We start from the raw sequence: 11244 nt of genomic DNA, 5'->3' as shown, positions 1-11244 counted from the left end.
TGGCCCCAAAACCTGGGGCTGCTGCGCAGCCCAACGGGAGCAAGCTCCCTCGCCACATTATTAGCATCCGGCGTTATAACCGTGGTTAGACGCTCTGGCGCAACCTGGCCAGATCCCGCAACGGCGGCGCACCAAACAGCCGGCTGTATTCGCGGCTGAACTGCGATGGGCTCTCATAGCCCACCCGATACCCCGCCGCCGAGGCTTCCAGGCCCTCGGCGATCATCAACCGCCGAGCCTCCTGCAAACGCAGTTGCTTCTGGTACTGCAACGGGCTCATGGCGGTCATCGCCTTGAAGCGGTGGTGCAAGGTCGAGACGCTGAGGTTCACTTCCTTGGCCAGGTCATCAATGCGCAGGGGCTGTTCGTAGTTGCCGTTCAACCAGGTGATCGCCTGGCTCACCCGATGGCTCTGACTGTTGGCGACGGCAATTTCATACAGCCGATAACCCTGTGGACCACGCAACAGGCGATAGAGAATTTCCCGATTGATCAGCGGCGCGAGCATTGCGATGTCTTTCGGTGTGTCGAGCAATCGGGTCAGGCGCAGCACGGCGTCCAGTAGCTGGCTGTCCAGGCGGTCGACATACATCCCTCGGGAGGTCGGGCGCGGGGGCACGCCCATCGGCCCGGCTTCGGCAATCAGTGCGGTGATCTGTGCCGGGTCGATATTCACCCGAATCGACAGGTTGGGGTCTTCCGGCGTGGCATCAAGGATGCGCCCGGCCACCGGCATCGCTACCGAAAACACCAGGTAATTGAGCGGGTCATAGGCGAATACTTCATCCGCCAAACGCACTTCCTTGCGCCCCTGGGCGAGGATGCACAGCGCGGGTTCAACCAGCACCGGCGTGAATTCACGCGGGGAGTTATGGCGGTTGAGATACAGCGACGTGATCGCCGTGCCGTAGGAACCATCCTCCCAGGTATGCCGGCGAACGATGCCGGCGAGTTCTGCGCGCTGCTTTTCCATATCGGCGTCGAGGGGTTTGGAGCGAAGTTCGGGCGACGACATGGGACATCCTCTGGTGCTTTGACGATGGGCACAGCTTAAGGGCGGCTTTGCAAAAAGCGGTATTTCGATTCTGCACAATCCTTGCCTGATCCTGCGAAAAATCGTGAATCAGGCAAGCCGGGGCCTGTCATGCCCCTGAAATACGGCAGTCATGCCGGGAATAAACTTCGCAGGCCGATTGCTATATCTACGTATCTCGCAGGATTGTGCAATAAGCCAGCAGGAATTGACTAACCGCATCCACACCCGCGCCCGTATCTTTGATCCTGTGGCAACACGCCCTCACAGTGCTTGCCGAGCATCACTTCTCAACGGGAGAGTCGAACATGTCCACCCCCATTCCCGCGAGCCATATGGCCTTTATCCGTGCCCGTACCGGGTACAGCACCGAACTGGGTGCACGCTTGAGCAGTTTGATCGAACCGGGCCGCCAGGCTCAGGGTTGCCTGCAATTCTCGTTGCAGCACTCCCTGGCCGACCCGGATGTGTGGTTGGTGTCGGGCTTCTGGAGCAGCGAGCAGGCGATGAGTGCCTACTTCAGCTCGCCGGCGCTGATGGTCTTCACCGAGTTGTTGAATGACATGGTGGTTCGCAGCATGGACTTCCAGACCTTTACCGACGCCTCGGCGGCCAATGCCTATGGCGAGTACCTGCAACTGGCGGGCTAGTGCTTTAGAATGGCCGCCTTTCCCATTGGCCAGGACCTGCAACATGGCACGTAAAGAGTTTGCCCACCACGAAGCCGTTTCCGCCTTGGTGCGTGAAGAAGAGGGTGGCTATAGCGCCGCCATCGCCGTCAAGGCGCTGGATGGCATGGGCGCACCGCGCTTTCACAAGATCCTCGATGGACAGACGTTCAAGACTGCCTCCGACGCCGACGATGCCGCAGCTCTGCAACTGGAGCGCTTGGTCGATGTAGATGAAGACGGTCAGCTCTCTTGGGCAACTTCCGCCAACTAAAAACACCGCTGATCCAAATCTGGGAGCGGGCTTGTGTGGGAGCGGGCTTGCTCGCGAATGCGGTGGATCAGTTGGCATATGCATTGACTGATACGCCCCCTTCGCGAGCAAGCCCGCTCCCACATTTTTATCTCGTTCCAATCAGCGTTGCGCGGCGCCTGGGCGGTACATTTTGAACAGCGCTTCCGGCCCCAACTGAAAATAATCCGCCGGGCCACCTCCACGCAGGATCGGCTGGGCGGCAGCCGTGTCGTACACCCCGTCTTTCAATAGCCACTTGGCAATATGCACCGCGACCACCTCGCCGAGCACCAACCAGCTTGGCACCAGCTGTTTGTCGGCGCGCTGCAGTTGAATGATCTGCGTCACCTTGCACTCGAACGACACCGGGCTTTCGGCCACGCGAGGCACGGCGATCACCTTTGAAGCCACCGGCGTCAGGCCCGACAATTCAAACTCGTTGACCTCGGGTGATACCGGCGCGCAACTCTGGTTCATCTGCTCGGCCAGCGGGCGGGTGGCCAGGTTCCACACGAACTCACCGGTCTGTTCGATGTTGTTCAGGCTGTCTTTGCGCCCGACGCTGGAAAATCCAATGATCGGCGGAATGTAGTTAAACGCATTGAAGAAACTGTAGGGCGCCAGGTTCAGGCGGCCCTGGCTGTCGTGTGACGAAATCCAGCCAATCGGGCGCGGGCCGACAATCGCATTGAACGGGTCATGGGGCAGGCCGTGGCCGTTGGCGGGTTCGTAGAAATGAATATCGTCGGACATGGGCCGGGGTTCCTGCTGGTGGTTCGGGGAAGGGCATCATAGTGCACTCAGGTGGAGTGTTCGCCAATGAAAAAGGGGCTGTGTCATACACTGACACAGCCCCTTTTTTATCCTGGCAGAACCCTTAGTCCGTAGTAATCCGCGAATGCTTGCGGGTGTCCTTCATGGTCACATACACCAACAGCGACACCGCAATACACGCGGTGACGTACCAGTAGTAACCGGTTTCCATACCAATGCTCTTGAACCACAGCGCGATGTATTCAGCGGTGCCGCCGAAGATCGACACGGTCAGCGCATAGGGCAAGCCAACGCCCAGGGCGCGGATTTCGGTGGGGAACAATTCGGCCTTCACCACGGCGTTGATCGAGGTGTAGCCGCTGACGATGATCAGCGCCGCCATGATCAGGAAGAACGCGCCCCACCAGGTCTGGATGGTGTGCAGGGTGGTGAGGATCGGCACGGTGAACAGGGTGCCGAGGACGCCGAAGGCGATCAGGATCGGCCGGCGGCCAACCTTGTCCGACAGCCCGCCGATGATGGGTTGCAGGCACATGAACAGGAACAGCGTGGCCGCCGAAATGGTGGTGGAGTCGGAGATGCTCATGCCGACGGTGTTCACCAGGTATTTCTGCATGTAGGTGGTGTAGGTGTAGAACGCCAGGGTGCCGCCCATGGTCAGGCCGACTACGGTCATCAGTTCCTTGGGGTGGCGCATCAAGGTGCGCATTGCGCTTTCCTTGGCCTTTTCTTTCTTGGTGAACGACTCGGTTTCTTCCATGCCACGACGCAGGTACAGCGCCACTACCGCGCACAGGGCGCCGATGGCGAACGGGATACGCCAGCCCCAGTCGTACAGCTGTTCGGTGGTCAGCAATTGTTGCAGCACGATCAATACCGCCAGGGCGATGAGCTGGCCGGAGATCAGGGTCACGTACTGGAAGCTGGAGTAGAAGCCCCGACGTTCCTTGGTCGCCATCTCGCTGAGGTAAGTGGCGGAGGTGCCGTATTCACCGCCGACCGACAGGCCCTGCAGCAAACGGGCGAATACCAGCAGGATCGGCGCACCGATACCAATGGCTTCATAGCCCGGGCTCAGGGCAATCAGCAGCGAGCCGAAGCACATCAGGTAGACCGACGCCATCAAGGCCTTTTTACGCCCGACCTTGTCGGCGTACAGGCCCATCAGCCAGCCACCGATCGGGCGCATCAGGAAGCCCACGGCGAAGATCGCGGCGGTGTTCAGGAGTTGGGCGGTGGTGTCGCCTTTCGGGAAAAAGGTCTTGGCGAAATACAGGGAGAAAGCCGCGTAGACGTACCAGTCGTACCACTCGACCATGTTGCCGACCGATCCGCTGAAGATCGACCTGATACGGCTGGAGGTGGTGCGTCCTTTTGCCGGCGCAGTCGCCGACCCCAGAGGCAGGGAGTTGGAGTTATCCATTTAAGGATCCTTCATCTAATTGTTTTTGTGGAGCGCGCGGTAGCGCAGCCTGGCTGGGCTATAGCAGGAGCTGTGCCAAGCTGATGAAGGCCCGGTCTAGAAGGGTTTGGAGATTTTTTTGAGCGGAAAATCGCTGATGATTGAAGGGTGATGAGCGGAAATCCGCTTATGCCTGCGATGAGGCCCTACCAGGCGATACAAGGACCGGGTTAGAGGAACGTATCCCGCGCCAGGCCATGGCGCTGCATTTTTTCATTGAAGGTGCGCCGTGGCAGTTGCAGCTCGGCCAGCACCGCCTTGATATCGCCTTTGTGCCGGGTCAGCGCGGCTTTCAGGCAATGGGCTTCAAATGCTTCCTGCTGCGCCGCCAACGATTGCCCGGCTTCGATGCCTTCCGGCTCCGGTTCACCCAGCCCCAGCACCTGGCGTTCCGCGGCATTGGCCAGCTCCCGCACATTCCCCGGCCAGTCATGGCTGAGCAGGCGCCCCAGCGCGGGTCCGCTCAGCGGCGCGAAGTTGCGGCCCAGGCGCTCGGCGGCGCTTTGTGCAAAGTGCTCGAACAGCAGGGGAATGTCTTCCCGGCGTTCCCGCAGCGGTGGCAGGCGCAGTTGTGCGACGGTCAGGCGATAGGCCAAGTCCTCGCGAAAACGCCCGGCGCGAGCTTCGTCCAGCAGGTCGGGTTTGGTGGCGGCGATGATCCGCAAGTCCACCTTGATGCTTTGATTGGAACCGAGCCGTTCGAGTTTTTGCTCCTGCAACACCCGCAGCAATTTCACCTGCTGGGCCAGCGGCATGCTTTCGATCTCATCGAGAAACAGCGTGCCGCCATTGGCGTATTCCAGCTTGCCGATGCGCTTGCCCTGGGCGCCGGTGAACGCGCCACTTTCATGGCCGAACAGCTCGGCTTCAAACAGCTGCTCGGGAATCGCCGCGCAGTTCAGCGCCACAAACGGCTTCTTCGCCCGGGGGCCGAAATCATGCAGGCAACGGGCGACCAGCTCCTTGCCGCTGCCGGTTTCGCCGCGAATCAACACATTGACCGGCAAGCCGGCCAGGTCCAGGACTTGCCGGCGCAGGTTCTGCAAACCCCGGGACACCCCCAGCAGGCTCGATTCCAGTTGGGCACGGTGATCGGCCTGCTGATGCAAGCGGCGGTTTTCGAGCACCAGCCCGCGCTTGTCCAGCGCCCGGCGCAGGCTGCTGAGCAGGGCTTCGGGGCTGAAGGGTTTTTCGAGGAAGTCGTAGGCGCCGTCGCGCATGGCTTCGACGGCCATCGGCACATCGCCGTGGCCGGTGAGCAGAATCAGCGGCAGGTCGGCGTCACGCCGCTGCACTTCAGCCAGCAACTCCAGGCCGCTGAGGCCGGGCATGCGCACGTCGCTCAGGATCACCCCGGGAAAGTCCCGGGGCAATTGCGCCAGGCATTCTTCGGCGCGGCCGAACAACTGCACCTCAAAGCCCGACAGGCTCAGCCATTGCTCGACGGCCGTGCGAATGCTGGCTTCGTCGTCGACCACAATCACCGCATTCAACATAGGTCTGGCGTCTCCAGTGCGATGGGCAAGGTCAGGGTAAAGATCGCCCCGTCACCTTGATTGCCGGCGCTCAGGCGCCCGCCAAGTTCGTGGACGATAGCGTACGACACGGCGAGCCCCAAGCCGAGCCCGTCGCCCACCGGCTTGGTGGTGAAGAACGGGTCGAACACGCTGTTGAGGTTTTCCTCGGCGATCCCGCCGCCGCTGTCGCTGACGGTCAGGTGCCATAGCTGCTGATCGGCGTGCAGACGGATCTCCAGGCGCTTGCGTGGCTTGTCGGCCATGGCGTCGAGGGCGTTGCGCAGCAGGTTGATCAGCACCTGTTCGAGGCGGATCGCGTCGCCGCGTACCCAGGCCGGGCGGGTCAGGTCCAGTACGGTGCCGATGGCTTCGTCCCGCAGGCGCGCATCGAGCAAGTGCAGGGATTGGTCCACCACCGTCGCCAGGTCGAGGCGTTCGCGCAGGCCGCTGGGGCTCTTGCGGGCGAAGGTCTTGAGGTGGCCGGTGAGCGCGGCCATGCGTGTGAGCATGTCGTCCAGCGGGGTCAGGGCCTGGTAGGCGTCGTCCACCCGGCCATGGTCCAGCAGCAGCCGCAGAGTCGCCAACTGCATGCGCTGGGCGGTCAATGGCTGGTTGATTTCGTGAGCGAGGGCCGCAGACATCTGCCCCAGCGCTGCCAGTTTGGCGGATTGCACCAGGCCATCCTGGGCAGTACGCAGGGCGCGGGTGCGTTCTTCCACCAGTTGTTCAAGTTCTTCGCGGCTGCGCTGGCGCAAGCGGGCGAGGCGCCAGCGCTGGGTCAGGAACAGCACCAGGAACACCAGCGCCAGCCATGAGCCGGCGGCGGCGAGGCCGGCGTTGCGTTGGTCTTCAAAGGCAAATTGTGGCTTGCGCAGCAGGTGCAAGGTCCAGCCTTCGGCCTTCAGCGGCAGGGATTCCCAAATGTAATTGGCCTTGCCGTCGGGGCCGTCGACGCGCATCAGGTGGCTGTTTTCGTCAAAGCGCTGCAACGCTTCGGTGTCCAGCGGCAGCAATTGTTTCTTGTCGTATTGGCGGGTGGCCTTGAGTTCGGCGTGGTCGCTGTCCGACAACGGACGCAGCGCGCGGTAGCGCCAGCCCGGCTGATTGGCGATAAACACAATGCCCCGGGCATCGCTGACCAGCAGCAAGTCATTGCCCTGGGCCCACTCGCGCTCCAGTTCCGGGAACTCCAGCTTGACCACCATGGCACCGAGGAACTGTTCGTTCTCGCCGACCACCGCGCTGGAGAGGAAATACCCCGGAATCCCGGTGGTCACCCCCACTGCATAAAAACGCCCGGTGCCCTGGCTCAGGGTCTGGCTGAAGTACGGGCGAAACGCGTAGTTGTGCCCCACATAACTGCTGGGCAGGTTCCAGTTGCTGGCGGCCACGGCGAGGCCGTTGCGGTCCATCAGTTCCAGGGTGGAAGACTGGGCGGCGCCGTTGATGCGCTCCAGCTTGCGGTTGAGCAAATCCTGGGTGGCGGTGTCCAGCGGGCCCTTCAGGGCGCTGATCATTTCCGAGTCCAGGGCCAGCACGGCGGGCAGGGCGCGGTAACGTTCGATCAGGGTGTGCAGGGAGTTGCCATAAAGCATGAGCTGCTGATTGGCGCGGGCGGCGTCATCCACCAGGGCCAGGCGTTCGGCGTGGCGGGTGGCCAGGGCGGCAGCCAGCATCGCACCGGCGATGATCAGCAGGGAGTAGAAGGTCAAACGCAAAGGCCGGGGAATCGCGATCATTCGAGGATGAACAGTGCAATTGGGGGCGAGCACCATAGCATGAGGCGCATGGCTGTTGTGGCGAGGGAGCTTGCTCCCGCTGGGGCGCGTAGCGGCCCCAAAAAAATGGGAGCGCTGCGCACTGGAGCGGGAGCAAGCTCCCTCGCCACAGTGAGAGGTGCATGAAACAAAAAAAGGCGACCGTAGTGGTCGCCTTTTATCCTTGCAGGGGAAATGCTTACTGCACTTCAACCGCCAGGCTTTCACTGATCTTTTTCTGCCAGATGGCAGGACCGGTGATGTGTACCGACTCGCCCTTGCTATCAACGGCAACGGTGACCGGCATGTCTTTCACGTCGAACTCGTAGATCGCTTCCATGCCCAGCTCGGCGAACGCCACGACGCGGGATTTCTTGATGGCCTGGGCCACCAGGTAAGCCGCGCCGCCCACTGCCATCAGGTAAACCGCCTTGTGGTCCTTGATCGCTTCGATAGCGGTCGGGCCGCGCTCGGATTTGCCGATCATGCCCAACAGGCCGGTTTGCTCGAGGATCTGGCGGGTGAACTTGTCCATCCGCGTGGCGGTGGTCGGACCGGCAGGCCCCACCACTTCTTCGCGCACCGGATCAACCGGGCCGACGTAGTAGATGAAGCGACCCTTGAGGTCCACCGGCAGGGTTTCGCCCTTGTTCAGCATCTCGACCATGCGCTTGTGCGCCGCGTCGCGACCGGTGAGCATCTTGCCGTTGAGCAGCACGGTTTCGCCCGGCTTCCAGCTCTGCACGTCTTCCGGGGTCAGGGTGTCGAGGTTGACGCGACGGGCCGACGGGCCGGCTTCCCAGACGATTTCCGGGTAGGCGTCCAGCGGTGGCGCTTCGAGCGATGCAGGGCCCGAACCGTCGAGCACGAAGTGCGCGTGACGGGTGGCGGCGCAGTTGGGGATCATGCACACCGGCAGCGAAGCCGCGTGGGTCGGGTAGTCCATGATTTTCACGTCGAGCACGGTGGTCAGGCCACCCAGGCCCTGGGCACCGATGCCCAGTTGGTTGACCTTCTCGAACAGCTCCAGGCGCATCTCTTCGATACGGTTGGACGGGCCGCGCTTCTTCAGCTCGTGGATGTCGATGGACTCCATCAACACTTCCTTGGCCATTACCGCGGCTTTCTCGGCGGTGCCGCCGATGCCGATGCCAAGCATGCCCGGTGGGCACCAGCCGGCGCCCATGGTCGGAACGGTCTTGAGCACCCAGTCGACGATCGAGTCGGACGGGTTGAGCATGGCCATTTTCGACTTGTTCTCGGAACCACCGCCCTTGGCGGCCACGTCCACTTCCACGGTGTTACCCGGGACGATGGAGTAGTGGATCACGGCAGGGGTGTTGTCCTTGGTGTTTTTACGCGCACCGGCCGGGTCGGCGAGGATCGAAGCCCGCAGGACGTTTTCCGGCAGGTTGTAGGCCTGGCGCACGCCTTGGTTGATCATGTCGTCCAGGCTCATGGTGGCGCCATCCCAGCGCACGTCCATGCCTACACGTACAAATACGGTGACAATCCCGGTGTCCTGGCAGATCGGGCGGTGGCCGGTGGCACACATGCGCGAGTTGATCAGGATCTGCGCCATGGAGTCACGGGCCGCTGGCGATTCTTCGCGCAGGTAGGCCTCGTGCATCGCCTGGATGAAGTCAACGGGATGGTAGTAGGAAATGAATTGCAGGGCGTCGGCAACGCTCTGAATCAGGTCGTCTTGCTTGATCACGGTCATGAGTCGCGCTCCTCTATAAGGGAACATTCAATAAAGGTGGCGTCAGTGTTGCATCGGTCGGCTGAAGCCACCTTTCCAAGGCACGCCAAAGTGGTGCAGGCGCGACGCTAAAAAGGCGCGGCAGTATAACCCGCCACGGTGGCCGATACACCCGACTATGGTCAAACTCTACGGGGCGTGATTCCCTGTAGACGCCTTTTTGATCCGAGACCCTTGATGCCTGAACTTCACGTCGGTGAACGCCACTGGTCGGTAGCCGCCGGCAGCAACCTGCTGGATGCCCTGAACCAGGCGGGCGTGGCCGTGCCTTATAGTTGCCGCGCCGGCAGCTGCCATGCCTGCCTGGTGCGTTGCCAGGGTGATATCCAGGACAACCAGCCGGATGCCCTGAGCCCGGCGCAGCGCCAGGATGGCTGGCGCCTGGCGTGCCAGTGCCAGGTCGCAGGTGACTTGCAGGTCGAAGCCTTCGACCCGCTGCGTGACGGGTTGCCGGCGACGGTGCTGAGCGTCGATTGGTTGAACCCGAGTGTACTGCGCTTGCGGCTGCAACCCGAACGCGGCTTGCGCTACCGGGCGGGGCAGCATCTGGTGTTGTGGGCCGGCAGCGTTGCGCGGCCTTATTCATTGGCCAGCCTGCCCCAGGAAGATCCGTTTCTCGAATTTCACATTGATTGCCGCCTGCCCGGCGAATTCAGCGACGCCGCCCGCCAATTCAAGGCCGGTGACAGCCTGCGCCTGGGCGAATTGCGGGGCGGCGCCTTGCAGTACGACCCCGACTGGCAATCGCGGCCGCTCTGGCTGCTGGCCTCGGGCACCGGACTCGGCCCGCTATGGGGCGTGTTGCGCGAGGCCTTGCGCCAGGATCACCAGGGCGCCATCCGGGTCATTCACCTGGCCCATGACGCGGGCGGTCATTACCTCGCCGGGCCATTGGCCCAGCTGGCTGGTGCGCATCCGAACGTGACCGTTGAGCTATGGACAGCGGCTGAGGTGACGCAGGCGTTGGCGCAACTGCGGCTTGTTTCCCGGCAAACTCTGGCTTTACTCTGCGGGCACCCGGCCAGTGTCGAGGCCTTTTCCAAGCGCCTGTTCCTGGCCGGACTGCCGCGCAATCAACTGCTGGCCGATGTGTTCCTGCCCCGTGGTTGAGCGCTGAATTTCCCAGCCGCGAGATTTGTCATGACCGATGCCATCCTGCAGCAACGCGAACGCGGGTTGCTGATTTTGCAGCTCAATCGCCCGGACAAGAAAAATGCCCTGACCCGCGCCATGTACAGCCAATTGGCCGAGGCGCTGGAGCAGGCGGATGCCGATACCAGCGTGAATGCCGTGCTGATCCAGGGCAGCAGCGAGTGCTTCACCGCCGGTAACGATATTGGCGACTTCCTCGAACAACCGCCGGCGGATCTCGACAGCCCGGTCTTCAATTTCATGCGCAGCTTGCTCAACTGCCGCAAGCCGGTGATTGCGGCAGTGGCGGGCGTGGCGGTGGGAATTGGCACGACGCTGCTGCTGCATTGTGACCTGGTGTATGTCAGCCGGGATGCACGGTTGCGCATGCCGTTCGTCAACCTGGGGCTGTGTCCGGAGTTTGGGTCCAGCTTGATCCTCCCGCGCTTGCTGGGGCATGCCAAGGCGGCGGAGTTGCTGCTGCTGGGTGAAGGGTTTACCGGCGAACAGGCTGCCGCCTGGGGCATTGCCACCGAGGCATTGGGCAGCGGTGAATCGGCCCTGGCCAAGGCGCGGGAAATTGCTGGACGGTTTGAGACCCTGGCGCCGGGCGCGGTACAGGTCAGCAAGCATCTGATGAAAAGCGTTGATCGCGAGCAGTTGCGCAAGGTGATCGAGGAGGAGGGGGCGTTGTTTACCCAGAGGTTGAAGTCGCCGGAGGCGATTGCGGCGTTGTCGGGGTTTATCACTCGGAGATGAATGAGCGTTGACTGGTCGGCCTATTCGCGAGCAAGCCCGCTCCCACATTCGACCGTGTTTCTTGAGGATGTACGCGATCAAATGTG

Annotated in this window: 10 protein-coding genes; 4 read left to right on the top strand and 6 right to left on the bottom strand. The window is 62.1% G+C overall.

Annotated features, from left to right (window positions below):
* Window positions 1-85: 85 nt before the first annotated feature.
* The gene (locus tag ACW9I6_RS25550; protein WP_457339985.1) at window positions 86-1015 is read right to left on the bottom strand and encodes an AraC family transcriptional regulator; all 930 of its coding nucleotides are present in this window, start codon (window positions 1013-1015) and stop codon (window positions 86-88) included.
* Between the two features lie 326 nt (window positions 1016-1341).
* On the opposite strand from ACW9I6_RS25550, the gene ACW9I6_RS25545 reads away from it, so the two are divergent.
* Window positions 1342-1683: an antibiotic biosynthesis monooxygenase family protein gene (locus ACW9I6_RS25545; RefSeq protein ID WP_003214130.1), complete on the top strand. Its 342-nt coding sequence runs from the start codon at window positions 1342-1344 to the stop codon at window positions 1681-1683.
* Window positions 1684-1726: 43 nt separating this feature from the next.
* Window positions 1727-1975: a hypothetical protein gene (locus ACW9I6_RS25540; RefSeq protein WP_003214132.1), complete on the top strand. Its 249-nt coding sequence runs from the start codon at window positions 1727-1729 to the stop codon at window positions 1973-1975.
* Window positions 1976-2116: 141 nt separating this feature from the next.
* On the opposite strand, the gene ACW9I6_RS25535 is transcribed toward ACW9I6_RS25540, so the two are convergent.
* From ACW9I6_RS25535 to ACW9I6_RS25515, 5 genes are all read right to left on the bottom strand, one after another.
* On the bottom strand, window positions 2117-2749 hold the full coding sequence (locus tag ACW9I6_RS25535; protein ID WP_457339984.1) for a flavin reductase family protein: 633 nt from the start codon (window positions 2747-2749) through the stop codon (window positions 2117-2119).
* A gap of 124 nt (window positions 2750-2873) precedes the next feature.
* Window positions 2874-4193, bottom strand: a complete 1320-nt coding sequence (locus ACW9I6_RS25530) for an MFS transporter (RefSeq protein WP_003214136.1) — start codon at window positions 4191-4193, stop codon at window positions 2874-2876.
* 209 nt (window positions 4194-4402) lie between these two features.
* Complete coding sequence (locus tag ACW9I6_RS25525) at window positions 4403-5728, bottom strand: sigma-54-dependent transcriptional regulator (protein WP_457339983.1); 1326 nt, start codon at window positions 5726-5728, stop codon at window positions 4403-4405.
* The gene (locus ACW9I6_RS25520; protein WP_003214141.1) at window positions 5722-7488 is read right to left on the bottom strand and encodes an ATP-binding protein; all 1767 of its coding nucleotides are present in this window, start codon (window positions 7486-7488) and stop codon (window positions 5722-5724) included. The genes ACW9I6_RS25525 and ACW9I6_RS25520 overlap by 7 nt, the downstream gene beginning before the upstream one ends.
* 217 nt (window positions 7489-7705) lie before the next feature.
* Window positions 7706-9229: a fumarate hydratase gene (locus tag ACW9I6_RS25515; RefSeq protein ID WP_003214142.1), complete on the bottom strand. Its 1524-nt coding sequence runs from the start codon at window positions 9227-9229 to the stop codon at window positions 7706-7708.
* 216 nt (window positions 9230-9445) lie between these two features.
* Here ACW9I6_RS25515 and ACW9I6_RS25510 point away from each other — a divergent pair, with 216 nt between their 5' ends.
* On the top strand, window positions 9446-10378 hold the full coding sequence (locus tag ACW9I6_RS25510) for an iron-sulfur-binding ferredoxin reductase (RefSeq protein WP_102369795.1): 933 nt from the start codon (window positions 9446-9448) through the stop codon (window positions 10376-10378).
* Between the two features lie 30 nt (window positions 10379-10408).
* Complete coding sequence (locus ACW9I6_RS25505) at window positions 10409-11158, top strand: enoyl-CoA hydratase-related protein (protein WP_003214147.1); 750 nt, start codon at window positions 10409-10411, stop codon at window positions 11156-11158.
* Window positions 11159-11244 lie beyond the last annotated feature (86 nt).

The sequence above is a fragment of the Pseudomonas sp. SDO5522_S412 genome, from assembly GCF_054071215.1.
The sequence above is the reverse complement of the archived record's forward strand: the minus strand, read 5'-3'. Positions and strand labels throughout refer to the sequence as shown.

Bases quoted from the DNA above. Each gene is read 5' to 3' on its own strand.
- ACW9I6_RS25515 (WP_003214142.1), bottom strand. From the start codon at position 9,229: ATGACCGTGATCAAGCAAGACGACCTGATTCAGAGCGTTGCCGACGCC.
- ACW9I6_RS25510 (WP_102369795.1), top strand. From the start codon at position 9,446: ATGCCTGAACTTCACGTCGGTGAACGCCACTGGTCGGTAGCCGCCGGC.
- ACW9I6_RS25540 (WP_003214132.1), top strand. From the start codon at position 1,727: ATGGCACGTAAAGAGTTTGCCCACCACGAAGCCGTTTCCGCCTTGGTG.
- ACW9I6_RS25505 (WP_003214147.1), top strand. From the start codon at position 10,409: ATGACCGATGCCATCCTGCAGCAACGCGAACGCGGGTTGCTGATTTTG.
- ACW9I6_RS25550 (WP_457339985.1), bottom strand. From the start codon at position 1,015: ATGTCGTCGCCCGAACTTCGCTCCAAACCCCTCGACGCCGATATGGAA.
- ACW9I6_RS25520 (WP_003214141.1), bottom strand. From the start codon at position 7,488: ATGATCGCGATTCCCCGGCCTTTGCGTTTGACCTTCTACTCCCTGCTG.
- ACW9I6_RS25525 (WP_457339983.1), bottom strand. From the start codon at position 5,728: ATGTTGAATGCGGTGATTGTGGTCGACGACGAAGCCAGCATTCGCACG.
- ACW9I6_RS25530 (WP_003214136.1), bottom strand. From the start codon at position 4,193: ATGGATAACTCCAACTCCCTGCCTCTGGGGTCGGCGACTGCGCCGGCA.
- ACW9I6_RS25535 (WP_457339984.1), bottom strand. From the start codon at position 2,749: ATGTCCGACGATATTCATTTCTACGAACCCGCCAACGGCCACGGCCTG.
- ACW9I6_RS25545 (WP_003214130.1), top strand. From the start codon at position 1,342: ATGTCCACCCCCATTCCCGCGAGCCATATGGCCTTTATCCGTGCCCGT.